The organism is Mycobacterium pinniadriaticum (assembly GCF_026242045.1).
In the GTDB taxonomy this organism is placed as follows: domain Bacteria; phylum Actinomycetota; class Actinomycetes; order Mycobacteriales; family Mycobacteriaceae; genus Mycobacterium; species Mycobacterium pinniadriaticum.
The window spans coordinates 1-26645 of the sequence record NZ_JAPJDO010000056.1 but is presented as its reverse complement, the minus strand read 5'-3'; the positions used below and the strand labels follow the sequence as shown (position 1 = coordinate 26645).

The window sequence follows — 26645 nt, the reverse complement described above, 5'->3', positions numbered from 1 at the left end:
GCGCCACCGTGGGCTTCGGTTCCCGGCCCCCCTGTTGGGCGTCACACCCGCCGGCCGCCCGGGGTCGGTACTTGTTTTGCCCCTAGCTTTGTTGGGGCCCGGGCGGGGCGGCCCCACCCCCCGCCCCCCACGTCCGCTGTGTAAGGAAAGCGAGGACGGCACCATGACCGAGGTGGCCAATCCCGAACAGCTGCTGTTCGCGTCGACGACACAGGCCTTTCTGGAGAAGGGAGCATCACTGAGCCGGGTGCGCGAGCTGCACGCCGCCGGCACCTCCTTCGACAGCTCGTGGTGGCAACGGGCCGCCGAACTCGGCTGGGCCAGTCTGCTGGTTCCCGAAGAACTCGGCGGCGGCAGTGTTTCGGGTGACGGGTTGGCCGATCTCGCGCTGGTGGCCGAACAGATCGGGCACAGCGTGGCACCAGGTCCGCTGCATCCGGTCAGCATCGTGCTCGCGGGCCTGGTCGAGGCGCCGGACGGACATGAGGACACCATCGAAGCGCTGGTGGCCGGCGAACTCGTGGCCTCCTGGGCGGTCTACGAACCGCGCCGAACGCTGTCCCCCTTGCAGCCGACCCTGACCGCGACGCGCACCGAGGCCGGCTACCGCCTCGACGGGGTGAAGGACCGCGTCGAGGCCGGCACCGAAGCCGGTGTCTTCCTGGTGGTCGCCGACTGCGGCGGCAGTCCTCGCCAGTTTCTGGTACCCGCCGACCGCGCTACCGTCACCGAACAACGTTCGGTGGACATGGTGAAGCGTTATGCCCGAGTGGAATTCAGCGGCACCGAGGTCGATGAGGCCGCTGCGGTCGGCGGCGCCGCACAAACTCCGGCGATCATCGAACGGCAGCGGCAGGTCGCCTTGGTGCTGCAATGCGCCGAGATCGTCGGGATTCTGGACACCGTGCTGGCGATGACATCGCAGTGGATGTTCGACCGGCATAGTTTCGGCCGGCCACTGGCGTCCTACCAGGCACTCAAGCATCGCCTCGCCGATATGAAGATGTGGTTCGAGGCATGCAGGGCGACCACCGCGGGTGCGGTCGCCGCGGTCTCGGCACGCTCGGACGAGGCGGCCAAGCTGGTCAGCGTCGCCAAAGCCTATGTGGCCGAACGAGCGCCGGTGATGCTGCAGGATTGCGTGCAGCTGCACGGTGGGATCGGCGTCACCTGGGAGCACGACCTGCACTTGTTCCTGCGCCGCACCGAGCTCTACCGGGCGCTCTACGGTTCACCCGGCGACCACCACCGCGCGGTGTACGCACTGAGCGCCATGCGACAGGAGGCTTCGGCATGACCGACATCGCGATCTCCACGACCACCGAATCGGTCGCCGATTTCGCCGCCAGGGCCCGCACCTGGCTGGCGGCGAACATGCCGGCCATCGACCCGGACCACCCACCGTTCTCGGTGCGCGCCGAACAAGCCTCGTGGGACCGTGCCCAGGAACTGCAGAAACGCTTGTACGAGGGTGGTTTTGCCGGAATCTGCTTCCCCCGCGAATACGGCGGACTCGGCTTGGACCATGCGTATCAGAGAGCATTCAACGCCGAGTGCCGCACCTATGAGATGCCGCTGATCCTCAATGTGCCGTCGTTGACCATCTGTTCGGCGACCATCCTGGACATGGGTACCGAAACCCAGAAACGCGAACGTATTTCGGCCGCCATCCGCGGTGACGAGGTGCTCTGCCAGCTGCTCAGTGAGCCCAGCGGCGGCTCCGATCTGGCCGGCGTCATCACCCGCGCCGACCGTCGCGGCGACACCTGGGTCATCAACGGCGCCAAGACGTGGAGCACCAGTGCGTTCGCCGCCGATTACGGTCTGATGCTGGCCCGCACCGACTGGACCGTGCCCAAACACGAGGGACTGACCATGTTCCTGGTGCCGCTGAACTCCCCCGGCATCACCATGCGCCGGATCAAGGAAGTCAACGGCAACGAGGAGTTCTGCGAGGAGTTCTTCGACGGCCTCGAACTGGGTGACGACGCCGTGGTCGGCGAGGTCAACAAGGGCTGGGAAGTGGCGTCCCGTCAGCTGTTCCACGAACGCCGCGCGGTCGGCGGCGGATCGGAGTTCGCCAGCGGGACCGGCTCCGAGAACGCCAGCGAGATGCCGCCGGATCATGTCGGTATCACCGAACTCACCGGGCAGGGCGACGACCCGGTGGTGCAGGATCTCGCCGGACGAGCACTGGTGCGCCGGATCGTCAAAGAACAACTCATCGACCACGTCGGATCCGCCATCGACAACGGCACCCTGCCGCCCAATGCCGGTACGCTGATCCGCCTGTTCCACGCTGAGACAACCGAACTCGAGGTCGATACCGCACTGGCGATCGCCGGTACCGCAGGCGTGATCGACGAGGGCGGGGAGCTCTCCGACCTGCTCGAAATCGGGGTGCGGTATCTGTCGCGACAGACCGGTTCCCTGGGCGGCGGGAGCAGCGAAATGGCCCGGAATGTGATCAGCGAGCGCATTCTCGGGTTCCCACGGGAGTTCGCCGCCGACAAGGGTGTGCCGTTCAATCAGGTCAAGCGCGGCCGCACCTAGAAGAGTGTGGGCTGCGGCTCCGGGTCGGCGGCGACCGACGGTGACGGGGGCGCGCTGAACGGCCGGTGGCTACCGGTCAGTCGGTGCCTGGCCACCAGCGGCGCCACCCGCCGGTGCAACATGTCGCGATACTCGGCGGGCAGGTAGGCTCCGCGCCGGTACAGCTGACGGTAGGACATGACGAGTTCAGGATGTGAGCGCGCCAGCCAGCTCATGAAGACCCCTCGGGTCGAGCTGCGCAGGTGCAGACCGAATACCGTGACCCCGGTGGCGCCAGCCGCCGCGATCTGACCGAGCAGGCCGTCGAGATGGTCGACCGAGTCGGTCAGGTGCGGCAGCACCGGGGCCACCATCACGTGGCAGTCCAACCCCGCTTCGCGCACCGCGGTGATCAGACCCAGCCGGGCCTGCGGCGACGGGGTTCCGGGTTCGACGTCACGGTGCAGGTCAGGATCACCGACTGCCAGCGAGATCGCGACTGACAGCGAAACATGCTGTGCCGCATTGGAAATAAGATCCAGATCGCGGCGCAGGAGCGTGCCTTTCGTCAGGATCGACAATGGTGTGCCCGAATCCGCGAGCGCTCCGATGATGCCGGGCATCAACCCGTAGCGACCCTCGGCCCGCTGATACGGGTCGGTACTGGTGCCCAGCGCCACCGCTTCCCGCCGCCATGACGGCCGACGAAGCTCGCGGCGCAATACATCGACGATGTTGGTCTTGACCACGATCTGACTGTCGAAATCCGCGCCGGGATCGAATTCCAGGTACTCGTGCGTGGGTCGGGCGAAGCAGTACCGGCAGGCGTGCGCGCAGCCGCGGTAACCGTTGACGGTGAACCGGAACGGCAGCAGCGCGGCCGCGGGAATCTTGTTCAACGCCGTTTTGCACAACACCTCGTGAAAGGTGATCCCTTCGAACTGCGGCGTGCGCACGGTGCGCACCAGCCCGATGCGCTGCAGGCCGGGCAGTGCGCCATCGTCGACCGCAACGCCCTGGCCGCTCCACCGCATTCATCTATTCGAACTCATGTTCGAGTGGATGTCAACGAAACGCTAGTTGTCGAGCTCCCCGGCGATGCCCCGCTCGAGGGCGGCGGTGGTCCGGTCGGGCAGGACGAGCAGCCCGTCGAGCTCACCGCGGGCCAGCTGGTAGGCCCGTTCACGCTCCTGCGGGGTGGCGCCGCGATCCGCGGCCACCCGCAGCAGGCTCTGGGCGCGAGACATCCGCTGCTGATCTTCGCGGGAAAAGTCACTGCGCCGGCGCCGCCGGGCCTCATTCTCGGCGGCGTCGAATGCGGTCACATAGACCTCGACGGCGTCCCGATACTGCCGCGCCGCCTCGGGGTCGTCGATCAGGTCCTCGGCCTTTCCCGGCCGCAGCAGATCGGCGCGCAGTTTGGCCCGGTGAAACTCCACCGTCAGCGGGTCCCGCATGTCGGTCATCGCCGGAAAGTCGAGCAGCTTGGCGGCATCGAGTTCATAATCCAGCCAGCGGGTGTCGGTGCGGCTGTGTTCGTCAATCACCCGCGTGATCGTGCGCCACAGCGCTGCTTGGCTTTTCGGCTGCGCACCCGCCGTGACGGGCTCGGGGGCGTCGGGGTCGCTCTGCCGTTTGGTGAGCGCGGAAACCCCCCGCACGGCCGCATAGATCGCGCCGGCCAACGGCACGATGATCACAAGCAGCTCAACCAGCCGGAAAATCAGCCCCACATGGCCAGGATGCCACCTGCCGTCGGCCGGGCTACCCGGGTCCGTCGCTGGCAGCGGCGAGCAGTGGGACCACCACGTCGCTGATCGGCGTCTCCAACCCGTGTTCGGCGGCCTTGCGGACGATGACACCGTTGCGGATATCCCACTCCAGTCGGCGGTGCGCTTCGGCATCCGACAGCATCGACGTGGTCAGATCCTCCGGGGCGGCGGCGAACATCGCGGTCATCTCGTCGATCACGGTGTCCGATAGCGCGGCGCCCTCGGCGCGGGCTACCGCCAAACACTCGGCGAGATATCGGCGGGCCAACGCGGCGATATCGGCGCGACGGAACATTCCGGATCGACGACCGGCCAGCACCATGAACCCGGCCAGCGCGTTGACCAACAGCTTGCGCCACGCCTCGGTACCGAAGTCGGCGTCCAGGTCCACCGTCATCCCCGCGGGACGCAGTACCGCCGCGACGACCTCCGCGTCCCGGCCGTCGGGCAGCACCAGACGGACGCCGGTGCGCAGCCGCACCCAACCGCCCGGCTGCGTTTCCGCCGAGAACCACACGACGGCGGGCACGATATGGGTCGACGGGCACACCCGGCCGACCCGCTCGACCTGTTCGACGCCGTTCTGCAGCACACAGACGACTGTGTGGTCGTCGCACAGCCGGTGCAGCCAACCGGCCGCCTGCTCGTTGTGGGTGTCCTTGACCGCGACGAACACCAAGTCGACGGGGCCTCCGACGTCGTCCGGGTCGGTCATCACCGGACCCGGGACCACGATCGGTTCGCCGCCGTCGCGCCGGACCTCGATCTGATCGCGCGGGGTATGCCCGCACACCGTCACGCGGTGACCGGCCGCGTGCACCAGCGCGGCGACGGTGGAACCGATCGCCCCGGGACCGACAAGTGCTATTGAACTGCCCACCGCCCCCAACGTACAACCGGCCCTACGGTGTACTCATGTCCGAACCGTCGCTACGCCGGGCCACCGCGGCCGATGCCGCCGCCATCGGGCCGCTCGTCGAGCGGGCGTACGAGAAGTACATCGCCCGCATCGGGCGCCGGCCCGCGCCGATGGACGCCGACCACGCCGCACTCATCGACACTGCCACCGTGTGGGTGCTGACCCGAGGCGACCAGCTGCTCGCCACCATGGTCACGCTCGTGATGGACGACCACGTATTACTCGAGTCCATCGCCGTCGCGCCGGACGCCCAAGGCCAGGGATACGGGGCACTGCTGCTGCGCCGCGCCGAGGACGACGCCCACGACGCAGGCCTGACCGAGGTGCGCCTCTATACCAATGCCGCGATGACCGAGAACATCGCCATGTATCCGCGCTACGGCTACGTCGAGACGCACCGCGGCGGTCAGGACGGCTTTCGGCGGGTGTTCTTCAGTAAGCGGCTATGACGTCAGGACCACTTCGACAAGTAGCACTGTGGGTTGTAGGGGGCGTCCTGCGCGATCGCGACCTGGCCGTCGATGGCGACCTCACAGTGTGCGTTGGGGGCGGCCTGCCCGCCGTGCGTGGTGCTCGCCACCTGCAGGAATGCCCACTGCGGATCCTCAAGAGTGGTCTGGAAGACCCACGGCGCATCCGGTGACACGGTGATGTTCTCCCGCTTCATGAACGCATCGGAGTCCGCGTTGAAGGCCTCTTTGCTCGGCGGCTGCGCCGTCAGATAGGTGACGGTGAATTCGGCCGGTCCTGCCGTCGCCAGCGTGTAGGTCACCTGCTGCCCGGGCGCCGCCGGATCGGCGCTCGACGTGGCGTGCGTGGCCGCAACACCGGCGGCCGCCATCACCAGCGCCGCCCCGACCCTTGCTGTCACTTTTCGCATATTCGCCATATCGGCCACGCTACCGACGGCGTTACCCCGATCCGGACCTGGCCGGTGACAGCGAATGAATTGCAGGTTAACGCGTTCGTCACACACAGATATGTCACAGAAACTTATTCGCTCTAACGTCCCCGTCGACACCAACCGTGGGTCGGGGGCCATCAGGTCTTGTCGTGGCCCAATGCTTGCTGTTCCCAATACGAAAGGGCCTTTATGCAACTCCGGCGTTCTGCACTGAATCGATCCGCATTGGCAGCGACGAGTGTGATGGTGACCGCGGGCCTTGTGCTGTCCGGCTGTGGCAGCAAGGCCGGCGAAACCGACGCAGCAAAGTCCGATTCGTGCGTGGACACGTCGGGACCCACCATCAAGGTGGGTTCGCTGAACTCGCTGTCGGGCACCATGGCGATCTCCGAGGTCACCGTGCGCGACGCCATCAAACTCGCCGTCGACGAGATCAACGCCAAGGGGGGCGTCGAGGGCAAGCAGATCGAGATCGTCGGCGAGGACGGCGCGTCCGACCCCGCGGTATTCGCGCAGAAGGCCGAAAAGCTGATCAAGGACGACTGTGTGGCGGCGGTGTTCGGCGGGTGGACCTCGTCGAGTCGCAAGGCCATGCTGCCGGTCTTCGAGAGCAACAACTCGCTGCTGTACTACCCCGTGCAGTACGAGGGCCTGGAGTCCTCGCCGAACATTTTCTACACCGGAGCAACCACCAACCAGCAGATCGTTCCGGCGCTGGACTACCTCAAGGAGAAGGGCGTCAAATCGCTCTATCTGGTGGGCAGCGACTACGTGTTCCCGCAGACCGCCAACCGCATCATCAAGGCCTACGCGGACGCCAACGGCATCGAGATCAAGGGTGAGGACTACACCCCGCTGGGCTCCACCGACTTCTCCACCATCGTCAACAAGGTCCGTGGGTCCAACGCCGACGCCGTGTTCAACACCCTCAACGGCGACTCGAACGTCGCCTTCTTCAAGGAATACACCAACGCCGGCCTCACTCCGGAGAAGATGCCGGTGGTCTCGGTATCGATCGCCGAGGAAGAGGTCCAGGGCATCGGCGCGCAGAACATCGCCGGCCAGCTGACGGCCTGGGACTACTACCAGACGCTGGACAATCCGGTGAACAAGGCGTTCGTCGCGGCATACAAGGCCAAGTACGGCGAGAACAAGCCCACCTCTGATCCGATGGAGGCCGCCTACGTCTCGGTCTACCTGTGGAAGAACACCGTAGAAAAGGCGAAGTCCTTCGACGTCAAGGCGATTCAGGACAACGCCGGCGGCGTGACGTTCGACGCTCCCGAAGGCCTGGTCACCATCGACGGTGAAAACCATCACATCACCAAGACCGCGCGGATCGGCGAGATCCATCCCGACGGCCTCATCTACACCATCTGGGAGTCCCCCGGGCCAATCGAGCCGGATCCCTACCTGAAGTCCTACCCGTGGGCCAAGGGCCTCTCGGGCTGACGGGAGCGAGCGAAGCGACGCGGAATTAGCAGAGTGGCGAGCGAAGCGACGGGAAACTAACACAGTGGATGTCCTTGTCGGACAGCTGGCAACAGGATTGAGCCTCGGCTCAATCCTGTTGCTGGCGGCATTGGGCCTGGCGCTGACATTCGGCCAGATGGGCGTCATCAACATGGCGCACGGCGAATTCATCATGGTCGGCTGCTACACAGCCTATGTGGTGCAGACGGTGGTCTCGAATGCCGGTGCCTCGCTACTGGTTTCGCTGGTCGTCGGATTCGTGGTCGGTGGCCTCCTCGGAGTTCTGCTGGAAGTCACCCTGATTCAACGGATGTACGACCGCCCACTGGACACGCTGTTGGTGACCTTCGGCGTAGGGCTGATCCTGCAACAGGCCGCCCGCAGCATCTTCGGCGCACCCGCGGTCAACGTCACCGCGCCGACCTGGCTGTCCGGCGGCGTGGAGATCCTCGGGGCGGTGGTACCCAAGACCCGCATCTTCATCCTGGTGCTGGCAGTGGTCTGCGTCATCGCGCTGTCGGCGGTGCTCAAACTCAGCCCGATGGGCCGGCGAATCAGGGCCGTCGTACAGAACCGGGATCTGGCTGAAACCAGCGGCATTTCGAGCCGCAAGACCGATATCACCACGTTCTTCATCGGCTCGGGTCTGGCCAGCGTGGCCGGCGTCGCGTTGACCCTGATCGGATCCACCAGTTCGACGATCGGGCAGAGCTACCTGATCGACGCGTTCCTGGTGGTCGTGGTCGGCGGGCTGGGCCAGATCAAGGGCACCGTGATCGCCGCGTTCGCGCTCGGTTTGATGAACTCCTTCATCGAATACAGCACTACCGCGTCGTTGGCGAAGGTGATCGTGTTCGTCGTCATCGTCATTTTCCTGCAGGTCCGGCCGCAAGGGTTGTTCACAGTGCGGACAAGGAGTTTGGTATGAGGCCCCTGTTGGGTCGATGGCAGACGTGGGCTGGCTTCGCCGTCGCCGCGATCCTGCTCTTCGGTGTGGCACCAGCAGTGCTGTCCAGCTTCCGGCTCGGCCTTCTCGGCCAATACCTGTGCTATGCGATCGTGGCGGCGGGTATCGGGCTGGCCTGGGGCCGCGGCGGCATGCTCACCCTGGGCCAGGGCGTGTTCTTCGGGCTGGGTGCCTACATGATGGGCATGCACCTCAAGATCGCCGACGCCGAGGTTCGCAAACAGGCGGTACCGGACTTCATGCAGATCGCCGGAATTCCGGCACTACCGTCCTATTGGCAGCCGTTCTCGTCCGCGGTGTTCACGCTGGCGGCGATTGTCGTGATCCCGACCGCCATCGCGGCACTGCTCGGGCTCGGTGTGTTCAAACGCCGCGTCAAGGGCGCCTACTTCGCAATCCTGTCGCAAGCCCTGGCCGCGGCGCTGGCCATCCTGCTCGTCGGACAAGCAACGCTGGGTGGCAGCAACGGACTCAACGGCTTTCGGACGTTCTTCGGGTTCCGGCTCGCCGATCCGGTGAACCGGCAGATGCTCTACTTCATCGCCGCGGGAACATTGCTCGTCGTCGTCGCGGTGGTGCGCCAGTTGATGCAGAGCCGTTACGGCGAGCTTCTGGTCGCGGTGCGCGATGGCGAGGAGCGGGTGCGATTCCTGGGCTACGACCCGGCCACGATCAAGGTCGTCGCCTATACCGCCGCGGCGTTGTTCGCCAGCGTCGCCGGTGCGTTGTTCGCACCCATCATCGGTTTCATCACCCCGGCCCAGGTGGGCGTCGTGCCGTCGATCGCATTCCTGATCGGTGTCGCGATCGGCGGCCGGACCACCCTGCTCGGGCCGATCCTGGGTGCCATCGGTGTGGCCTGGGCGCAAACCGCGTTCTCCGAGCGGTTCCCGTCGGGCTGGACGTACGCCCAGGGTCTGCTGTTCATTGTGGTCGTCGGCTTCTTCCCCGCCGGCCTGGCCGGACTCGGAGTGCTCTTCCGGCGGCGGCGCCGCGCCAAGGCCGACAACCCGAGCGGTGACCCCGATCCACGCCCCGAGTCCGAACCGGTGGGAGCCGCTTCATGACCGAACTCGCCGAACCGGTGGCCGGTGGAAATGTCGGCATGGGCACCCAATACCTCGAAGTCCGTGGCCTGACCGTCGATTTCGACGGGTTCAAAGCGGTCAGCGAGGTTGATTTGACCCTGTTCCAGGGCGACCTCCGATTCCTGATCGGCCCGAACGGGGCCGGCAAGACCACCGTCATCGACGCCATCACCGGGCTGGTGCCGGCCACCGGATCGATCAACAAGTCCGGGGTGGACCTGCTCGGCAAGAAGGTCCACCAGATCGCCCGGCTCGGCGTGGGACGAACTTTCCAGACCGCCAGCGTGTTCGAGCAGCTGACCGTGCTGCAGAACCTCGATATCGCCGCGGGGGCGGGCCGGTCCTGGCTCACCCTGCTGCGCCGCCGCAAAGCGGTACTGCCCGCCATCGAAGAAGCGCTCGAAACGATCGGCCTGACCGACCTGGCCGACCGACCGGCGGGCGTGCTGGCCCACGGCCAGAAGCAATGGCTGGAGATCGGCATGCTGCTGGTGCAGAACGCCGACGTGTTGCTGCTCGACGAACCGGTCGCCGGGATGAGCGGCGAAGAACGCGACGAGACCGGAAACCTGTTGCGCCGCATCGGTTCATCCCGCACCGTCGTGGTCGTCGAACATGACATGGATTTCATGCGCGCCTTTGCCACCTCGGTGACGGTGCTCGCCCGCGGCCAGGTTGTCGCCGAAGGCTCGGTCGCCGAGGTCCAAGCCAACCCCAAGGTCCAGGAGGTCTACCTCGGGACCGCCACGGCGGGCACGTCTCACTCGGAGGCAGACGAATAATGCTGCAGCTCATCGACGTTCACTCCGGATACGGACGATCTCAGGTCATCCACGGCGTCAGCATCGAAGTCCCCTCAGACGGGGTGGCCGCGGTGATGGGTCACAACGGCGCCGGCAAGACCACGTTGCTGCGTGCGGCGGTCGGATTGCTGAAATGCAGCTCGGGCAAGGTGCTGCTGCATGGCGACGACGTGACCCGGCTGCGGCCCAGCGCGCGGGTGGCGCGCGGCTTGGCCTATGTACCGCAGGGGCAGCAGTCCTTCGGCCAGCTGACCACCGCGGAGAACCTCCAGGTCGTCGCCGACGGCCGCAAGAACGGCAAACAGTTGATCGACGAGCAGCTCGACCTGTTCCCCGCGCTCAAGGAACTACTCACACGCCGGGCCGGTCTGCTCTCCGGCGGCCAGCGCCAGCAGCTGGCGATCGCGCGGGCGCTGATCACCAGTCCGAAGATCCTGATTCTCGACGAGCCCACCGAAGGCATTCAGCCCTCCGTGGTCGCCGAGATCGAGGCGGCGATCACCGCACTGACGCGCCGCGGCGATCTGGGCGTGCTGCTGGTGGAACAGCACATCGGCTTCGCGCTGGAGTCGGCGCAGCAGTACTACATTCTGGAAGCCGGGCGGGTCACCACCAGCGGGACCGGTGGGTCGGCATCAGAGGCCGACGTGCGCGCGGCGATGGCCATCTAGACGGGCGGTCGTGAGCTGTGTCACGACGGTGAACAAATTCCGCTGTCGGCGCGTCCTGGATTAAGTGACCAATCGCCCACGCTGGACCGTACCCACCACTGTGAGCCGTCGCTCAGTCCTGGCCGGGCTGGGGGCGGTCGGAGCCTTCCTGGCAGTCGATCTGGGCGCCGTCGCCTACGCCAACAGGTGGATCGGGCCCGACGGCGCCCGCACGACGTTCCTGAACGGCTTCCTGACGGTCTACGGACGCCAGCTCGGATTCCGCAAGAACCACGCCAAGGGCGTCGTCGTCAGCGGGTATTTCGACAGCAACGGCAACGGCCGGGAGCTCAGCAGCGCCGCCGTGTTCGGGACGGGACGGGTCCCCGTCGTCGGCCGATTCTCTCTGTCCGGCGGTGACCCGCACATGGCCGACGCAACGGGCGCGGCCCGGGGCCTCGGCCTGGCGTTCGGCTTTCCCCAGGGCTGGCAGTGGCGAACGGCGATGCTCAATCTGCCCGTTTTTCCCGACAACTCACCACGCGGGTTCTACGACCGACTACTGGCCGCAAAAGCCGATCCCGAAACCGGCAAGCCCGACCCCGCGGCCACGACGGCGTTCCTAGCCGCCCATCCCGAAACCGCGGCGGCGATGGCCGTCATCAAGAAGCACCCCCCGACCGCTGGGTTCGGCGACAGTATCTTCCGCGGCCTCAACACCTTCTATTTCGTGAATGAGGCCGGCGCCCGCACACCGGTCCGGTGGTCGTTCGTCCCGCAGCAGCCGGCACTGGCACCACGGAAGGGGGACGCCAACGGATTGTTCGACGCGCTGGTCGGTCAACTTCGCGACGGGCCGCTGCGGTGGCGGATGCTGATCACCGTCGCCGATGCCGGCGATCCGGTGGACGACCCGACGCTGCCCTGGCCCGACGACCGGCGCAGCATCGACGTCGGCACCCTCACCCTGACGGCCGCGGCCACCGAGGCGGCCGGCAACGCTCGGGACATCAACTTCGATCCGCTGGTGCTGCCCAGTGGAATCGAAGCGTCCGAGGACCCGCTGTTGTCCGCCCGGTCGGATATCTACGCGGCGTCGTATCGGCAGCGCACCGGCGAACCGAAGTCGCCGTCCGCGGTGCAGGTTTCGGAGGTTCGGGCATGACAGAGGATGATCGCTACCCTGTCCGGACCCGAATACTGCACTGGCTCACCGCTGTTCTGGTGTTCAGCGCATTGTTCATCGGGTTCGTGATGGTCAACTCCCTGGGTAGCTATGGCGCGCTGGTCGGTGTGCACATGACACTGGGGATGCTGCTCCTGCTGCTCGTGGTCGTCCGCGCGGCCAACCGCTTCACCCATCGCACACCGCCGTTGCCGGCGACCGTGGGATCCATCGAGCACCGTATGGTCGTCGGCTCTGAGATCGGGCTCTACCTCCTGATGCTGGCCCAACCGCTGGTCGGGTGGGCGATGGTGTCGGCGAGCGGTCGCCCCGTCGTCCTGTTCAGCCGGCTCACCCTGCCGCCGATCGCACCGTTCGACGCCGACCTGTACTTCCTGCTACGCCAGACGCACTCGACACTCGCCTACCTGCTCGTGGCGGCGATCGCCGCGCACGTGTCGGCGGTGCTACTGCACACCCTCACGCTGCGTGACCGGATGCTGAGCCGGATGGCGTTCGGGCGCCGCCGCGAGGCGAGGAAGGCCGATGCCGCGCCGCACCAGGGCTGAGGCGGGCATGATGTCTGTCGACTGACAGGAGACGCCGATGCGCCGGATGAAGATGATCGGTGTGCCCGTACTGGCCGCGGGAATGCTCGTCATCGGGCCGGGCGCGACCGCGGGTGCCTGCGCCTGCGGCGGCATCGTGAGCCGCGACCTCGACGCCCGGGTGACCGGGGAGCAGAGCCTGGTCGCCATCGACGCCGACGCCGAGACCGTGGTCATGCGCCTGGATCTGAGCTCGGTCGCCGACAACGCAGCGCTGATCGTGCCGACCCCGACACCAGCCACCGCCAGCTCTGCCGACCCCGGGCTTTTCCCCGAACTCGAGCGCCTGTCCGCACCGCGGATCGAGCCCAACCGAAGCGGACGCACCGATCTCGATGAGGCCGGCGCCGTGGCGGCTGGTGGCCCGACCGTCGTCGCGCGGGTACAGCTCGGTCCGCTGGAGGCGACCACGCTGACCGGTGGTGACCTCGCCGGCGTGCAACGGTGGTTGGACGCCGCGGGCTACACGATGCGACCGGAGGTCACCGCCCAACTCGATCCATACCTCAAGCAGGGCTGGTCGTTCGTTGCGATGCGCCTCACCGGCCAGGAACCGCTCAGCGGTCAACTCGACCCGGTCCGGCTGGACTTCGCTTCCGACGAGCTGGTGTACCCGATGCGGATGTCGGCCGCCGCCAAGGACGCTCAACGGGTGGTCGTCTACACCTTGGCGCAGCACCGGATGGAACGCACCGACGCCGATGCCGCCGCACAGGACGTCTCCGTCGATTACGCGGGGCCCATCCAGGGCCGAACCACCGACCCGGTCCTGACCGAACTGAGCAGCCGGAATCCGTATCTCACCCGGATTTCGACCACGATCAGCGAACCATCTTCGGTCACTACCGATTTCGTTTTCGGTCCCGCACCCACCGACGATCCCTACCAGCGGGTGATCCGGCAGGCCGACGCCACCGACGACGTCGGCGCGTTTGTCCAGGCGGTGGCCGCGACGGTCGTCGTGATCATCGTGGCCGCGGCCGTCGGGGTGATCTGGACGGTGCGCCAACGGCGATCGGTGCGCTGAGACTCAGCCCGCGTCGAGCAGATCCGTATCGGCGGACGGCGACGCAGCCAACACCCGCAGCCGGCCGAACAGGTCGATCGCCGACTGGACGGCCTGGTCGACGAACGAGCCGAAATCACCGGCGCCGGCACGGTACCGGCATCCGGCCAGCACGCCGACCAGGCTCGGATCGGAGGATTCGAACACGGTGGCGGCGAGTCGCCGGTCGCTGCTGGTCCACTGCTCGACCATGGCGGCCACCCGGGCGCGCCGAACGGCCGGGTAATAGCGGTCCGCGGTAATGCTGATCTGCACCGCCGCACCACCTGGCCCGGACGGTCGCAGATGCACATGCAAGCGGCCGTGGTAAGCGCTGACGAGGAAGAAGGATTCGTCCTCGTGGTGACCGCGGAAATATCGCACCTGCCGGCTCTGCAGGTAGCCCTCGATGAGTTCGATGCCGTTCGCGGTGGTCATGGGTGTTCAACGGGCCGCGCAAACGACACGGTTCCCACAATCGCCAAGGTTGCGCCAAGAATCCGATGAGAATTGGTTAAATGGGGGTACGTCCGACCACAACTGAATATGAACGTCCCGATGGCCGATTGATTGGCGCGAAATGAAGCGCTGGAAATCTTTCGGCATTTTCTGCGTACTTGCTGAGAAGGTAGTAACTTCTGCCGCAGCAGTAACTGCGCTGCACACACAAAGGGACGGGCAATGATCAAGAGTTTGTTGACGGTGGCCGCGGCCGCTGGCGCCATCGCACTTATCGGCGCGCCGTCTGCCGGCGCAATCACCAACGCCGAGGCCGACTATCTCCAGGACCTCACCAGCGCCGGAATCGCCGGCGACGAGGCTTCTCTGGTGGCCGACGGCTGGACCATATGCGAGGCACTCGCGGCGGGCGCCGACCCCAATGAGTTGTCCCAGACCTACTACACGAATTCCGGTTCGATCAGCCATGCCCAGGCCGACGCGGCGATCAACTTCGCCAAGACCGACCTTTGCCCGGCGGGCTGACAGCTAACCAACGGACCACGAACGCGGCTGGCCTGATTCAGGCCAGCCGCGTTATCACTTCGGCGACGGCCGAATCGGCCGGAACATCGACCTGTGCACCGGTGGCGAGATCCTTGACGCCCACGGTGCCGGCCTCGATGTCCCGGTCGCCGGCGACCAGGGCGATGCGTGCGCCCGAGCGATCTGCGGCGCGCATCGCGCCCTTGACGCCGCGGTCGCCGTAGGCCAGGTCGACCCGCACGCCCGCCGCACGCAGGCGTGCCGCCAGCGTCGCCAGCGCCAGTTTGGCCTGCTCGCCCAGCGGTACCCCGAACACATCGCAGCGGCTGGGGTTCCCGGCCGTCTTCCCCTCGGCCCGCAACGCGAGCAGGGTGCGATCGACACCGAGCCCGAAGCCGATCCCCGACAGGTCCTGGCCGCCCAGCTGACGCATCAACCCGTCGTAGCGTCCGCCGCCACCGATCCCGGACTGCGCGCCGAGGCCGTCGTGCACGAATTCGAAGGTGGTCTTCGTGTAATAGTCCAGCCCGCGCACCATCCGCGGGTTGATCACATACGGCACCCCGAGCGCGTCGAGGTGGGCGAGCACGGTCTCGAAATGCTGCTTGGCGACATCGGACAGGTGGTCGAGCATCACCGGGGCGCCGGCGGTCATCTCCCGCATGTGCGGGCGTTTGTCGTCGAGCACACGCAGCGGGTTGATCTCGGCGCGCCGCCTGGTGTCCTCATCGAGATCGAGCTTGAACAGGAAGCTCTGCAGCAACTCCCGATACTGCGGACGGCAGGTGTCGTCACCCAGCGAGGTGATCTCCAGGCGGAAGCCGTCCAGGCCCAGCGAGCGGTACCCCGCGTCGGCGATCGCGATCACCTCGGCGTCCAGCGCCGGGTCGTCCACGCCGATGGCCTCCACCCCGACCTGCTGCAGCTGCCGGTACCGGCCGGCCTGCGGACGTTCGTAGCGGAAGAACGGGCCGGCGTAACAGAGTTTGACCGGCAACGCGCCGCGGTCCAGGCCGTGCTCGATGACCGCACGCATCACTCCGGCGGTGCCCTCGGGCCGCAGGGTCACCGAGCGCTCCCCACGGTCGGCGAAGGTGTACATCTCCTTGGACACCACATCGGTGGACTCGCCGACACCGCGGGCGAACAGCCCGGTGTCCTCGAAGATGGGCAACTCGACATCGCCGTAGCCGGCCAGTCGGGCCGTCCGCAACAAGCCATCGCGGACCGCGACGAACTCGGCCGACTCCGGCGGCAGGTAGTCGGGGACACCCTTGGGGGCCTGGAATTCGCTCACTGAGTCAAACCTTCGAGGAATGGGTTGGTACGGCGTTCGAGTCCGATCGTGGTGGATTCACCGTGCCCCGGTAGTACCAGGGTGTCGTCGTCGAGCACCAGTAATTTTTCGACGATCGAGCCGAGCAGGGCCCGGCCGCTACCGCCCGGCAGGTCGGTGCGGCCCACCGACTGCTTGAACAGGGTGTCACCGGTAAAGGCAAGCGGGTCCGGCCCCAGCTCGACCCGGAACACCACCGAGCCGCGGGTATGACCGGGGGTGTGGTCGACGATCACGGTGATGCCGCCGATATCGATCTTGTCCCCGTCGCGGTCCAGTTCGATGACCTGTTTGGGTTCGCGGAACAGCGCGCCGAGCGCGATCTGACCCAGTCGTGGCCCGAACCCGCGGATCGGATCGGCAAGCATGAAGCGGTCCTCGGGGTGGATGTAGACCGGACAGCCGAAGGTGTCACCGACCTTCTGCGCCGACCAGATGTGGTCGATGTGCCCGTGGGTGAGCAGCACGGCCGCCGGGGTCAGCCGGTTCTCGTCGAGGATGCGGCGCAGGTTGCCCATCGCCCGCTGGCCGGGGTCGACGACGACGGCGTCGGCCCCGGCGTGTGGGGCCAGCACGTAGCAATTGCATGCCAACATGCCGGCCGGGAACCCGGTGAGCAGCACGCCGTCCAGTTTCCCATCCCCGTTCGCGTGGTCGTGACGGGCGCCAGGTGTCCGGCGCGTGACGCCCGCCCTTACCGTCCCCCAGCAACAACTGGCACACTCGGTCCCGACTCAACCGACAGCGCGAGCGAAGAGGCGGGCCGCAACGGCTCGCGCGGGAGCCGCGCCACACGACACAGCCGGAGGACCACCGCGGTGCCCACCAACGAACAGCGACGTGAGACGGCCAAGCGCAAACTCGAGCGGCAGCTGGAGCGGCGCGCCCAGCAGGAGAAGCGTCGGCGCCTGCTCGTCGTGATCGGTGGCATCGTGGCGATCGTCGTGGCTGCGGCCCTGGTCGTCACGTTCGTCCTGACCGACAGGGACGACGACGCCGCGAGTAGTGCATCGTCATCGGAAACCAGCAGCGCCCCGGCCGAGCCGGGCGGACCCAGCACCGCTCCCCCCGCCACCGGCGGGCTGCCGGCGTTCAAGCCCAGCGCGAACCTGGGCGCCAACTGCCAGTACCCCGCGTCGCCCGATCCGGCCAGCAAGAAGGTCGACCCGCCCCGCAGCGGCAAGGTGCCCACCGACCCGGCGACGGTGAGCGCCAGCATGAGCACCAACCAAGGCAACCTCGGACTGATCCTGGACAACGCCAAAGCCCCGTGCACGGTCAACAGCTTCGCCAGCCTGGCGCAGAAGGGCTTCTTCGACAACACCCCCTGCCACCGGTTGACCACCTCTGAGGCGTTGTCCGTACTGCAGTGCGGTGACCCGACCGGCAGCGGCACCGGCGGGCCGGGCTACCAGTTCGCCAACGAGTACCCCACCGACCAGTACCCCCAGGGTGACCCGGCACTGCAGCAGCCGGTGACCTACCCGCGCGGAACGCTGGCCATGGCCAACGCCGGGCCGGGCACCAACGGCAGCCAGTTCTTCCTGGTGTACAAGGATTCGCAGCTGCCACCCAACTACACCGCGTTCGGCACCATCGACGCGACCGGCCTGGCCACGCTGGACAAGATCGCCGCGGCGGGTGTGGCCGGCGGCCGCCAGGACGGCAAACCCGCGACCGACGTGCAAATCAAGTCGATCCTGCTGGACTAGCCGGCATGAGCCAGCCTCCGCCGCACTACCCGCCCCCGCCGTACTACGGTTCGCCGTACGGCCCGGGGCCCTATCCCTACCCGGCGCCACCACCGACCAACGGGATGGCGATCGCGTCGCTGATCTGTGCGTTCGTGTTCGCACCGCTGGGCATCGTGTTCGGCCACATCTCGCTGTCCCAGATCAAGAAATCCGGTGAGGAGGGTCGCGGGCTGGCGATCGCCGGTCTGGTGATCAGCTACCTGGTGACCGTCCTGAGCATCATGGTCCTGGTCGTCGGGGTGGTGTTCTTCTCGTGGATGGCCCGGGAGTTGGAGCGGACCGGCGGCGGGGCCGGAATCCCGCGGGCTCAGTCGCCCGGGCCCGGCGGCGACGAGTTACCCCCGTTCAACCCGCCGGCCGCCCTCGGCGCCAACTGCACCTACCCGGCGACGGCCACTCCCGCCGACAAGCCGAACAAGCCGCCGCGCACCGGCAAGGTGCCCACCGTGCCGGCGACCGTGGACGCGACGGTGACCACCAACGCCGGGGTGATCGGCCTGCAGCTCGACAACGCCAAGGCGCCGTGCACCGTCAACAGCTTCGTGAGCCTGGCTCAGCAGGGCTATTTCGACAACACCGGTTGCCATCGGCTCACCGACACCCGCTCGATGTCAGTGCTGCAATGCGGCGACCCGACCGGCAGCGGCTCGGGCGGACCGGGATACCGCTTCGCCAACGAGTATCCGACCAACCAGTACCGACCGTTCGATACGGCCCTCAAGCGGGCCGTGCGCTATCCACGCGGCACGCTGGCGATGGCCAACGCCGGGCCCGATACCAACGGTAGCCAGTTCTTCATCGTCTACCGCGACTCGATGCTGCCGCCGACCTACACGGTGTTCGGTCGGGTCGACGAAACCGGTTTGGCCACAGTCGAAGACATCGCCGCCGCGGGTATCGCCGGAGGCGGAAGCGACGGCAAGCCGAAGAGGCCGGCGACGATCAAGTCGATCCGGCTGGACTGAGCCCGCTCGTCACGCTCGCGAGGTCAGCCGGGAAGGCCCTGCTCTTCGGTGGGCAGCGGCGCCGGACCCTTGATGGCGGGTACCGCAACGGGAAGGTCAGCGGCAGTCGGGTCAGCCGACTGCGTGACGGTGACGCCGGTCGACATTCCTGAACTGACGAACGTGCCGGAATCTGTCTGTGAGTCAGCGGTTACCGCAGCGAATGTACCCAGCGAGACGAGGGCACCGGCTCCGACGGTGACGGACAACACGTGAAATCGCTTCATGCTCAATCTCTTTCCGATGACGGTCTAGCAATCAGTAACAAGTCCGTGGCACCGAACGGATATTCCATCGGTTTCGCTGAAATAATCTGCGGCACAGAGGCGTTCGACAACCCGTGAGGTCTATCCAGGAGACCTTCACACCGGGCATGAGCCAGCCCAGGTCGACGGCGCAGAGTTGCGATGAAGGTGCGATCGCGCCCGGTCAGGCCGCGCTCGTCACCCGATAGACGTCGTAGACACCTTCGACGTTGCGGACCGCGTTGAGCACGTGGCCGAGGTGTTTCGGGTCACCCATTTCGAAAGTGAAGCGGCTGACGGCAACTCGATCGTTGGAGGTGGTCACCGAAGCCGACAGAATATTGACCCGCTCGTCGGCGAGCACCCGGGTGACATCGGAGAGCAGCCGGTGCCGGTCGAGCGCCTCGACCTGAATGGCGACCAGGAACACCGACGTCGGTGACGGCGCCCAGGTGACTTCGATGATCCGTTCGGCCTGCTCTTGCAGCGAGGCGGCGTTGGTGCAGTCGGTGCGGTGCACGCTGACGCCGCCACCGCGAGTGACGAATCCCATGATGTTGTCGCCGGGAACCGGCGTGCAGCACTTGGCCAGCTTGGTCAGGACACCGGGAGCGCCGGGTACCGCGACCCCGGTGTCGTCGGTACTGCGCTGGCGCACCGGCATGGTGGCCGGCGTAGAGCGCTCGGCCAGTTCGTCTTCGGCGCTCTCGGCACCGCCGAGCTGGGCTAGCAGCCGCTGCACCACGTGCCGGGGTGAGACATGGCCTTCGCCGACCGCCGTGTACAACGCCGAGACGTCAGCATAACGCAGCTCCTGGGCCAGTGCGCCCATCGCTTCGGCGTTCACCAGCTTCTGCAGCGGAAGCCCACCCCGGCGGACTTCCCTCGCGATGGAGTCCTTACCGGCCTCGAGCGCCTCTTCGCGGCGCTCCTTGGCGAACCATTGCCGAATCTTGGCCTTGGCACGCGGCGACACCACAAAGCCCTGCCAGTCGCGCGACGGGCCGGCATTGGGTGCCTTGGAGGTGAAAACCTCCACCACTTCCCCGTTTTCGAGTTTGCGTTCCAGTGCCACCAGGCGGCCGTTGACCCGAGCACCGATGCAGCGGTGGCCCACCTCGGTGTGCACGGCGTAGGCGAAGTCAACCGGAGTCGACCCGGTCGGCAGCGTGATCACGTCACCCTTCGGGGTGAACACGAAGATCTCTTGTACGGCAAGGTCGTAACGCAGCGACTCGAGGAACTCACCGGGGTCGGCAGCCTCCCGTTGCCAGTCGAGCAGCTGACGCATCCAGGCCATGTCGTCGATCTCGGCCGCGGCAAGCGGGTGCGGGACACCGTTGCGGCCCTTGGCTTCTTTGTAACGCCAGTGCGCGGCGATACCGAATTCGGCGGTGTTGTGCATGGCCTCGGTGCGGATCTGCACCTCCAGCGGCTTACCCTCCGGCCCGACGACGGTGGTGTGCAGCGACTGGTACACCCCGAACCGGGGCTGGGCGATGTAGTCCTTGAACCGTCCCGGCATCGGTTGCCACAGCGAATGCACAACGCCGACAGCCGCATAGCAGTCGCGGATCTCATCGCACAGGATCCGCACGCCCACCAGATCGTGGATGTCATCGAAGTCGCGGCCCTTGACGATCATCTTCTGGTAGATCGACCAGTAATGCTTGGGCCTGCCCTCGACGCTGGCGTTGATCTTCATCCGGGACAGCGCCGAGGTGATCTCGGCACGGACCTTGGCCAGGTAGGTGTCCCGTGATGGCGCCCGGTCGGCGACCAGTCGCACGATCTCCTCGTAGCGTTTGGGATGCAGGATCGCGAAGGACAGGTCCTCCAGTTCCCATTTGACCGTGGCCATGCCCAGCCGATGGGCAAGCGGGGCAATGACTTCCAGCGTCTCGCGGGCCTTGCGGGCCTGCTTCTCCGGCGGCAGGAACCGCATCGTACGCATGTTGTGCAGCCGGTCGGCCACCTTGATGACCAGCACCCGGGGGTCGCGGGCCATCGCGATGATCATCTTGCGGATGGTCTCGCCCTCGGCCGCGGTGCCCAGCGCCACCTTGTCCAACTTGGTGACGCCGTCGACCAGATGGGCCACCTCGTCGCCGAAGTCGGCGGTCAGCGCCTCCATTGCGTAGCCGGTGTCCTCGACGGTGTCGTGCAACAGCGCGGCCACCAGCGTGGTGGTGTCCATGCCGAGCTCGGCCAGAATGTTGGCGACGGCCAGCGGATGGGTGATGTAGGGGTCACCGGAACGGCGCAGCTGATCGGCATGCTTGGCCTCAGCGACCTCGTAGGCACGCTGCAGAATCGCCAGATCAGCCTTGGGGTAGAACTCCCGGTGCACTGCCACCAGCGGCTCGAGAACCGGATTGATGGTGCTCCGCTGTGAGGTCATCCGGCGCGCCAGCCGGGCCCGCACCCGCCGGGACGCGCTGCTGGTGATTTTCGGGGTCTCGGCCCGCGGTTCGACGAGCGGGATCTCGGCGATCGGCAGCGGCGCAGTCACGGCGCCGTTGTCGTCAGCCAATTCGATCACCTCCGCACCGGACGTTCACGTTCCTTTCACGAGGATATCGCCTTGCCCCGTGGAGGCGATCAACCTGCCTCAGACGGTCTGCAGGCTCGTCACCGGCAGCGGAGCGACTTTCTCGCGGCCGCCGAGCGCCGGCAGTTCCAGCACCACCGCGGCCGCGGGTACCTCAGCTCCGCTGGCCGCCAACAGTGCCCGTGCCGCGGCCAGCGTGCCGCCGGTGGCCAGCACATCGTCGATGATGACGACGCGCTGCCCGGCCAGCTCGATCCCGTCGGCGGGAATCTCCAGCGTCGCCGTCCCGTACTCGAGGGTGTAGGTCTGGCTGTGCACCGGCGGGGGCAGCTTTCCGCCCTTGCGGATGGCCAGGACCCCGATGCCCAGAAGGTGCGCCACCGCACCGCCGAGCAGGAAGCCGCGCGCGTCGATCCCGGCCACCAGATCCGCCCCCTCGGCGATCTCGGCCAGCGCGCCGGTGACGACGGCCAGACCCTGGCGGTCGGCCAGCACCGGGGTGAGGTCCTTGAACTGGATCCCCGGCTCGGGAAAGTCGGGCACCTCGCGGGTCAGCGCCTTGAGGACGTCCGCAACCGAGGTCGGATGTCGCCGGCCTCCCGGCTCCGGCGTCATTTTTCGAACACCCATCGGTCCATGTTCCAGCCCGCGCCCCACTTGGTCGGATTGCCTTCGACGGCGTACATCTTCTTCGACGCCATCACCGTGCGCTGCTGACGGTACAGCGGCAGGGTCGGCATGTCGCCCCACAGGATCGGTGAACTGTCCCCCAGCAGCCGGGCCTGTTCCTTCGGGTCGGCGGTGACCGCCAGCGCGGAGATGATGCCGTCGATCTGCGGATTGAAATAGCGGGGCAGGTTGTTGCCGTCGCCGGAGAACAACGTGTAGGCGTCCAGCGCCGACGACCCGGTAGATCCGCTGCCGGAGGCACCGCCGGTGCTGGCCACCAGCACGTCGATCTGGCCGTCGCGCAGGGTCTGCGGACCCGTGCTGTCGGATGTGGTGTCCACGATCGTGATGCCCGCGGCGGCACAGGATTTGGTGATCGCGCCGACGGTGGCCGCCAATCGCGGGTTGGGTGCCTGGTAGCCGATGCGCACCGTCAGCGGCTGGCCACCCAGGGCGTCGCGGGCGGCGTCGGGATTGGCCGGGCCGAATTGGCCGGGGATCGCGACGCCTTCGATACCGCTGAACGCATCGTCGGTGGCCGGGTTCAGCCTTGCGTTCGAAATCGGTGTCTCGGCGTTCAACGCGATGAGGTCACGCGGGGTGCACAACGCCACCGCGCGACGAGCCGGTGTCGCGGCCAGCGGTCCCACCGGGGCGAAGATCAGCTGCTCGATGCCGCCCGAGGGCAGCTCCTGGCGGTCGTAGTCGTCAGGAGTGGTCACGGTGCCCGACGAACCGGTGGCCACATCGACGACCTGGAAGGTGCCGTTATTGACGCGATCCTGCACGTCGACGCCGCGCGGCCACACCGTGATCCGCTTGGTGATCGGCTTGGCGCCCCACCAGCGGTCGTTGGCGGTCAGCACCACCGCCCCCTCGGGCAGCACCGAGTCGATCTTGTAGGGACCCGACGACGGGAACCGTTTGAGGTCGACACCGGGCTTCAGATCCCACACGGTGTTCCAGGCCGTTGCGATGCGATCGATGGCAGCGAGGTCGCCGCTCTCGATGGCGCGGGTGACATCGAGGCCGAGGACGTCACCCAGGACGTGCGACGGCATCAGCGACGTGGCGGTGAACAGCTGCAGGTAGTCGGTGATGGCGCGGCCCGGCAGGTAGGTCACCCGGGCCTTCTTCTGACCCGGCTGGCAGTCGATGCGGTCGATGTCGAGATAGCCGGCGCGGCTGGCGGCGTCGAATGCGGGGAACCGACCGGACTGTGCGGCCCAGGCCAGCACCATGTCGTCACAGGTCACCGGCTTGCCGTCGGAGTACACGGCCTTGTCGGAGATCTGGTAGTCCAGCACCAGGGGATCCCGGCCGACCACCGACACCGAGCCGAAGTCATGGTCGGCCAGCACCTGGCCATCGGGTCCGTGGAAGTTGAAACCGGTCAGCACCCGGGCGAAGGCCTGCGGACCGGCCGAGGCGGCCCCGGTCACCGTGTTGGTGTTGTAGGTGATCAGCACGCCGTCGACGGCGTAGTTGATCTGGTCGGCCGGACTGCCCGAGCACGACGTCAGAACGCCCGACACGATCATCCCCACGACGGCCGCCACTGCGACAGCGGCGGCGCGCCGGCGCCCGACAGCCATGGCCCGCTATCGCCCTCGGGTGTTGCGTTTGCCCGTCGGCCGCCCCGCACGCGTGCTCGACGGGCGGGCCGGGCGGGCGCCCGGTGCGGGCTTGTTGCCCACCGCCGGGGTGCCACCGACGGATGCTTCGGCCGGAACGGCGGCGGCCTCGTCCTGGTCGGTGGCGTCGCCGGCATCAGCCTTGGTAGCCGAGGCGTCGCGTCGCCGCATCACCCGGCGGGTGTGCGTGCGGACCAGATCGGTGCGCTCGCGCAGCGACACCAGCAGCGGGGTGGCGAAGAAGATCGACGAATAGGTGCCGACGATGACGCCGACCAGCTGCACCAGCGCCAGGTCCATCAGCGTGCCGACGCCGAGCAGCCAGACCGCGACCACCATCAGCGCGACGATCGGCAGCACCGAGATCAGGCTGGTGTTGATCGAGCGCATGAAAGTCTGGTTGACCGCGAGGTTGGCCTGTTCGGCGAAGGTGCGGCGGGTGGTGTGTTCGAAGCCGTGGGTGTTCTCCTCGACCTTGTCGAACACGATGACCGTGTCGTAGAGCGAGAAGCCCAGGATGGTGAGCAGGCCGATCACGGTGGCGGGGGTTACCTCGAAGCCGACGATCGAATACACCCCGGCCGTGGTGACCAGGTCGAAGATCAGCGTTGTCAACGCAGAGATCGCCATGTACCGCTCGTAGCGGAAGGTGATGTAGATAGCGGCCAGCACCAGGAACACCGCCAGCGCGATCAGCGCCTTCCGGGTGATCTGATCACCCCAGGTCTCCGAGACCGCCGAGTCGCTGATGGCCGCCTTGCTGGGCTCCCCGTCGGCGCCCTTGGGTTTGAACGCGTCGAACAGTGCGGTCCGCAACTGCTCGGTCTGCTGATTGTCGAGCGCCTCCGAGCGGATCTGCACGGTCGCCGACTCGCCATTGCCGACGATGACGACCGATGCCGGGTCCCGGCCCAGCGTCTTGGTGAACACGTCCTCCACCTGCCGGGTGGTGACGGTGCCGTTCTGGCCGGTGGTGGGCATCGACACCTTGGTGCCGCCCTCGAAGTCGATACCGAAGGTGAAACCCTTCAGCGCGATGCTGACGATGCATACCACGACGATCAGGCCGCTGATCGCGTACCACATTTTCCGCTTGCCGATGACCTCGAAGGCACCGGTGCCGGTGTAGAGCCGGATGAAGAAGCCGTGCTTGGGTGCGCCGGCGTCGCTGGCTTCCAGGTCGGGCGCCTCGACGGCGGTGGATGCGGTGTCTTCTGCGATGTCCTTGGCCATGCCGTTACCCCCGTCCCGTCGCTGTCGCGGCCGCTCGACGTTCGCGGGCGATCTGCTGTACCGCGCCCAGACCGTTGAAGGCCGGTTTGGCCATGGTCGGCGACTTCGATGCCAGGTACACCAGCGGCCAGGTCACCAGGAACACCACGACGATGTCGAGGATCGTGGTCAGGCCCAACGTGAACGCGAAGCCCTTCACCTGGCCGACGGCCAGGAAATAGAGCACCGCTGCGGCCAGGAACGTCACCGCGTTGCCGGACAGAATCGTCTTGCGGGCGCGGGCCCAACCGCGTGGCACCGCCGAGCGGAACGAACGGCCTTCACGGATCTCGTCCTTGATGCGTTCGAAGAACACCACGAAGGAGTCGGCGGTGGTGCCGATACCGATGATCAGACCGGCAATACCGGCCAGGTCGAGGGTGTAGTTGATATAGCGACCCAGCAGCACCAGGATGCCGAACACCATGGCGCCGGAGGCGACTAGCGACAGCGCCGTCAGCAGTCCCAGCACCCGGTAGTACAGCAGCGAATACAGCAGCACCAGCCCCAATCCGATGGCGCCCGCGATCAGGCCCGCCCGAAGGGATGCCAATCCCAGTGTCGCGGACACGGTTTCGGCCTCCGAGGACTCGAACGACAACGGCAGTGATCCGTACTTGAGGACGTTGGCCAGTTGTTTGGCGGACTCGGCCGTGAACGGCGGATTGCCACCGCTGATCTGGGTGCGCCCGCCGGGGATGGCCTCACGGATCTGCGGGGCGCTGACCACCTCCGAGTCGAGGGTGAAGGCGGTCTGGGTGCCGATGTTGGCGGCGGTGAAGTCGGCCCACGTGGTCGCGGCTTTGTCCTTGAACTCCAGGTCGACGACATAGGCGCCGCTCTGATTGTCCAGGCCCGACGTCGCGTCCTTGATCTGATCACCGCTGATGATCGACTTGTCCAGCACGTAGATGTACTTGCGGTCCTGCGAGCAGGCGACCAGCGGCAGGTTCGGATCGTCGTTGCCGGCCAGGATGTCGGGCTGATCGCACTTGCCCGCCATGTACTGCACCGCGATCAGCAGCAGGTTCTGGTTGGTGCTCTGCCGCAGTTCCTTCTCGAACTTGATGCGCGCGGCCAGATCCTTGCGCGGGTCCGGCGGTGTGGGCGCGGGCGCGCCCGGCGCCGGTGCCGGCCCGCCGGGGGCCGGCTCCGCCGTCGGCGGCGCCGGCTGTCCAGGAGGCGGCGCGGGTGCGGACTCGCTCGGGCTGGGCGGCGGCGTTGGTGCCGGCTCAGCCGGGTACGGGCGCGGTTGGGGCGCGGGCGCCCC

The 26645-nt window shown here is 67.0% G+C and carries 27 protein-coding genes; 14 read left to right on the top strand and 13 right to left on the bottom strand.

Features of this window, described 5'->3' with window-relative positions; all coding sequences use genetic code 11:
• Positions 1-163: 163 nt before the first annotated feature.
• Together ORI27_RS30720 and ORI27_RS30715 are read left to right on the top strand one after the other, a co-directional pair.
• Complete coding sequence (locus ORI27_RS30720) at positions 164-1297, top strand: acyl-CoA dehydrogenase family protein (protein WP_266000947.1); 1134 nt, start codon at positions 164-166, stop codon at positions 1295-1297.
• Positions 1294-2553, top strand: a complete 1260-nt coding sequence (locus tag ORI27_RS30715; RefSeq protein ID WP_266000945.1) for an acyl-CoA dehydrogenase family protein — start codon at positions 1294-1296, stop codon at positions 2551-2553. Before ORI27_RS30720 ends, ORI27_RS30715 begins: the two co-directional genes overlap by 4 nt.
• On the opposite strand, the gene ORI27_RS30710 is transcribed toward ORI27_RS30715, so the two are convergent.
• The 3 genes from ORI27_RS30710 to ORI27_RS30700 are packed head-to-tail and all read right to left on the bottom strand — an operon-like array spanning position 2550 to position 5184.
• Complete coding sequence (locus ORI27_RS30710) at positions 2550-3566, bottom strand: Rv2578c family radical SAM protein (RefSeq protein WP_266000944.1); 1017 nt, start codon at positions 3564-3566, stop codon at positions 2550-2552. The genes ORI27_RS30715 and ORI27_RS30710 overlap by 4 nt on opposite strands.
• A 42-nt stretch (positions 3567-3608) precedes the next feature.
• Positions 3609-4265: a hypothetical protein gene (locus ORI27_RS30705; protein ID WP_266000943.1), complete on the bottom strand. Its 657-nt coding sequence runs from the start codon at positions 4263-4265 to the stop codon at positions 3609-3611.
• 31 nt (positions 4266-4296) lie between these two features.
• On the bottom strand, positions 4297-5184 hold the full coding sequence (locus ORI27_RS30700) for an oxidoreductase (RefSeq protein WP_266000942.1): 888 nt from the start codon (positions 5182-5184) through the stop codon (positions 4297-4299).
• Positions 5185-5219: 35 nt separating this feature from the next.
• Here ORI27_RS30700 and ORI27_RS30695 point away from each other — a divergent pair, with 35 nt between their 5' ends.
• Complete coding sequence (locus ORI27_RS30695; protein WP_266000941.1) at positions 5220-5672, top strand: GNAT family N-acetyltransferase; 453 nt, start codon at positions 5220-5222, stop codon at positions 5670-5672.
• 2 nt (positions 5673-5674) lie between these two features.
• Here the strand turns inward: ORI27_RS30695 and ORI27_RS30690 are convergent, their stop codons facing one another.
• Complete coding sequence (locus ORI27_RS30690) at positions 5675-6103, bottom strand: hypothetical protein (protein WP_266000951.1); 429 nt, start codon at positions 6101-6103, stop codon at positions 5675-5677.
• A gap of 213 nt (positions 6104-6316) precedes the next feature.
• Here ORI27_RS30690 and urtA point away from each other — a divergent pair, with 213 nt between their 5' ends.
• The 8 genes from urtA to ORI27_RS30650 all read left to right on the top strand — a co-directional run bounded on the left by urtA (position 6317) and on the right by ORI27_RS30650 (position 13908).
• A complete protein-coding gene (urtA, locus tag ORI27_RS30685; RefSeq protein ID WP_266000939.1) occupies positions 6317-7579 on the top strand; it encodes an urea ABC transporter substrate-binding protein in 1263 nt (420 codons plus the stop codon).
• Between the two features lie 64 nt (positions 7580-7643).
• On the top strand, positions 7644-8528 hold the full coding sequence (gene urtB / locus ORI27_RS30680) for an urea ABC transporter permease subunit UrtB (RefSeq protein ID WP_266000938.1): 885 nt from the start codon (positions 7644-7646) through the stop codon (positions 8526-8528).
• Entirely contained in the window at positions 8525-9634 is a 1110-nt protein-coding gene (urtC, locus tag ORI27_RS30675; RefSeq protein ID WP_266000937.1) for an urea ABC transporter permease subunit UrtC, read from the top strand. Before urtB ends, urtC begins: the two co-directional genes overlap by 4 nt.
• A complete protein-coding gene (gene urtD, locus ORI27_RS30670) occupies positions 9631-10437 on the top strand; it encodes an urea ABC transporter ATP-binding protein UrtD (protein WP_266000935.1) in 807 nt (268 codons plus the stop codon). The genes urtC and urtD overlap by 4 nt, the downstream gene beginning before the upstream one ends.
• Entirely contained in the window at positions 10437-11129 is a 693-nt protein-coding gene (gene urtE / locus ORI27_RS30665) for an urea ABC transporter ATP-binding subunit UrtE (RefSeq protein ID WP_266000934.1), read from the top strand. The genes urtD and urtE overlap by 1 nt, the downstream gene beginning before the upstream one ends.
• A gap of 100 nt (positions 11130-11229) precedes the next feature.
• Positions 11230-12273, top strand: a complete 1044-nt coding sequence (locus tag ORI27_RS30660; RefSeq protein WP_266000933.1) for a catalase family peroxidase — start codon at positions 11230-11232, stop codon at positions 12271-12273.
• Positions 12270-12842 carry a cytochrome b gene (locus ORI27_RS30655; protein ID WP_266000931.1) on the top strand — a complete coding sequence of 191 codons (573 nt, stop codon included), beginning with the start codon at positions 12270-12272 and terminating at the stop codon, positions 12840-12842. The genes ORI27_RS30660 and ORI27_RS30655 overlap by 4 nt, the downstream gene beginning before the upstream one ends.
• 37 nt (positions 12843-12879) lie before the next feature.
• Positions 12880-13908, top strand: coding sequence for a DUF2330 domain-containing protein (locus ORI27_RS30650; protein WP_266000929.1), 1029 nt, complete (start codon positions 12880-12882; stop codon positions 13906-13908).
• Between the two features lie 3 nt (positions 13909-13911).
• Here the strand turns inward: ORI27_RS30650 and ORI27_RS30645 are convergent, their stop codons facing one another.
• Complete coding sequence (locus tag ORI27_RS30645; protein ID WP_266000928.1) at positions 13912-14364, bottom strand: YbjN domain-containing protein; 453 nt, start codon at positions 14362-14364, stop codon at positions 13912-13914.
• A gap of 243 nt (positions 14365-14607) precedes the next feature.
• Here ORI27_RS30645 and ORI27_RS30640 point away from each other — a divergent pair, with 243 nt between their 5' ends.
• Positions 14608-14910, top strand: a complete 303-nt coding sequence (locus ORI27_RS30640; protein WP_266000927.1) for a DUF732 domain-containing protein — start codon at positions 14608-14610, stop codon at positions 14908-14910.
• Between the two features lie 37 nt (positions 14911-14947).
• Here the strand turns inward: ORI27_RS30640 and hisS are convergent, their stop codons facing one another.
• Positions 14948-16207: a histidine--tRNA ligase gene (hisS, locus tag ORI27_RS30635; protein WP_266000926.1), complete on the bottom strand. Its 1260-nt coding sequence runs from the start codon at positions 16205-16207 to the stop codon at positions 14948-14950.
• Entirely contained in the window at positions 16204-16869 is a 666-nt protein-coding gene (locus ORI27_RS30630; RefSeq protein WP_266000925.1) for an MBL fold metallo-hydrolase, read from the bottom strand. Before ORI27_RS30630 ends, hisS begins: the two co-directional genes overlap by 4 nt.
• Before the next feature lie 195 nt (positions 16870-17064).
• Here ORI27_RS30630 and ORI27_RS30625 point away from each other — a divergent pair, with 195 nt between their 5' ends.
• Both ORI27_RS30625 and ORI27_RS30620 read left to right on the top strand, forming a co-directional pair.
• Positions 17065-17958, top strand: a complete 894-nt coding sequence (locus ORI27_RS30625) for a peptidylprolyl isomerase (RefSeq protein ID WP_266000924.1) — start codon at positions 17065-17067, stop codon at positions 17956-17958.
• Positions 17959-17963: 5 nt separating this feature from the next.
• Positions 17964-18965, top strand: a complete 1002-nt coding sequence (locus tag ORI27_RS30620; protein ID WP_266000923.1) for a peptidylprolyl isomerase — start codon at positions 17964-17966, stop codon at positions 18963-18965.
• A 23-nt stretch (positions 18966-18988) separates the two neighbouring features.
• Here ORI27_RS30620 and ORI27_RS30615 read toward each other — a convergent pair whose 3' ends face one another.
• The 6 genes from ORI27_RS30615 to secD form a co-directional block, all read right to left on the bottom strand.
• Positions 18989-19231: a hypothetical protein gene (locus ORI27_RS30615; protein ID WP_266000922.1), complete on the bottom strand. Its 243-nt coding sequence runs from the start codon at positions 19229-19231 to the stop codon at positions 18989-18991.
• Between the two features lie 202 nt (positions 19232-19433).
• Positions 19434-21782 carry a RelA/SpoT family protein gene (locus ORI27_RS30610; RefSeq protein ID WP_407666494.1) on the bottom strand — a complete coding sequence of 783 codons (2349 nt, stop codon included), beginning with the start codon at positions 21780-21782 and terminating at the stop codon, positions 19434-19436.
• Positions 21783-21860: 78 nt separating this feature from the next.
• On the bottom strand, positions 21861-22415 hold the full coding sequence (locus tag ORI27_RS30605; RefSeq protein ID WP_266000949.1) for an adenine phosphoribosyltransferase: 555 nt from the start codon (positions 22413-22415) through the stop codon (positions 21861-21863).
• Positions 22412-24064, bottom strand: a complete 1653-nt coding sequence (locus ORI27_RS30600) for an ABC transporter substrate-binding protein (RefSeq protein WP_266000921.1) — start codon at positions 24062-24064, stop codon at positions 22412-22414. Before ORI27_RS30600 ends, ORI27_RS30605 begins: the two co-directional genes overlap by 4 nt.
• Before the next feature lie 6 nt (positions 24065-24070).
• Positions 24071-25336: a protein translocase subunit SecF gene (gene secF, locus ORI27_RS30595; protein ID WP_266000920.1), complete on the bottom strand. Its 1266-nt coding sequence runs from the start codon at positions 25334-25336 to the stop codon at positions 24071-24073.
• A gap of 4 nt (positions 25337-25340) precedes the next feature.
• Positions 25341-26645, bottom strand: a 1305-nt coding sequence (secD, locus tag ORI27_RS30590; RefSeq protein ID WP_266074041.1) for a protein translocase subunit SecD, incomplete at its 5' end; no start/stop codon positions are given.

Coding starts and splice junctions, on each gene's coding strand:
- ORI27_RS30650 (WP_266000929.1), top strand. CDS start 12,880: ATGCGCCGGATGAAGATGATCGGTGTGCCCGTACTGGCCGCGGGAATG.
- ORI27_RS30615 (WP_266000922.1), bottom strand. CDS start 19,231: ATGAAGCGATTTCACGTGTTGTCCGTCACCGTCGGAGCCGGTGCCCTC.
- ORI27_RS30710 (WP_266000944.1), bottom strand. CDS start 3,566: ATGCGGTGGAGCGGCCAGGGCGTTGCGGTCGACGATGGCGCACTGCCC.
- ORI27_RS30720 (WP_266000947.1), top strand. CDS start 164: ATGACCGAGGTGGCCAATCCCGAACAGCTGCTGTTCGCGTCGACGACA.
- ORI27_RS30655 (WP_266000931.1), top strand. CDS start 12,270: ATGACAGAGGATGATCGCTACCCTGTCCGGACCCGAATACTGCACTGG.
- ORI27_RS30690 (WP_266000951.1), bottom strand. CDS start 6,103: ATGCGAAAAGTGACAGCAAGGGTCGGGGCGGCGCTGGTGATGGCGGCC.
- ORI27_RS30695 (WP_266000941.1), top strand. CDS start 5,220: ATGTCCGAACCGTCGCTACGCCGGGCCACCGCGGCCGATGCCGCCGCC.
- ORI27_RS30605 (WP_266000949.1), bottom strand. CDS start 22,415: ATGACGCCGGAGCCGGGAGGCCGGCGACATCCGACCTCGGTTGCGGAC.
- urtA (WP_266000939.1), top strand. CDS start 6,317: ATGCAACTCCGGCGTTCTGCACTGAATCGATCCGCATTGGCAGCGACG.
- ORI27_RS30620 (WP_266000923.1), top strand. CDS start 17,964: ATGAGCCAGCCTCCGCCGCACTACCCGCCCCCGCCGTACTACGGTTCG.
- ORI27_RS30640 (WP_266000927.1), top strand. CDS start 14,608: ATGATCAAGAGTTTGTTGACGGTGGCCGCGGCCGCTGGCGCCATCGCA.
- urtC (WP_266000937.1), top strand. CDS start 8,525: ATGAGGCCCCTGTTGGGTCGATGGCAGACGTGGGCTGGCTTCGCCGTC.
- ORI27_RS30600 (WP_266000921.1), bottom strand. CDS start 24,064: ATGGCTGTCGGGCGCCGGCGCGCCGCCGCTGTCGCAGTGGCGGCCGTC.
- ORI27_RS30645 (WP_266000928.1), bottom strand. CDS start 14,364: ATGACCACCGCGAACGGCATCGAACTCATCGAGGGCTACCTGCAGAGC.
- ORI27_RS30715 (WP_266000945.1), top strand. CDS start 1,294: ATGACCGACATCGCGATCTCCACGACCACCGAATCGGTCGCCGATTTC.
- urtE (WP_266000934.1), top strand. CDS start 10,437: ATGCTGCAGCTCATCGACGTTCACTCCGGATACGGACGATCTCAGGTC.
- secF (WP_266000920.1), bottom strand. CDS start 25,336: ATGGCCAAGGACATCGCAGAAGACACCGCATCCACCGCCGTCGAGGCG.
- urtD (WP_266000935.1), top strand. CDS start 9,631: ATGACCGAACTCGCCGAACCGGTGGCCGGTGGAAATGTCGGCATGGGC.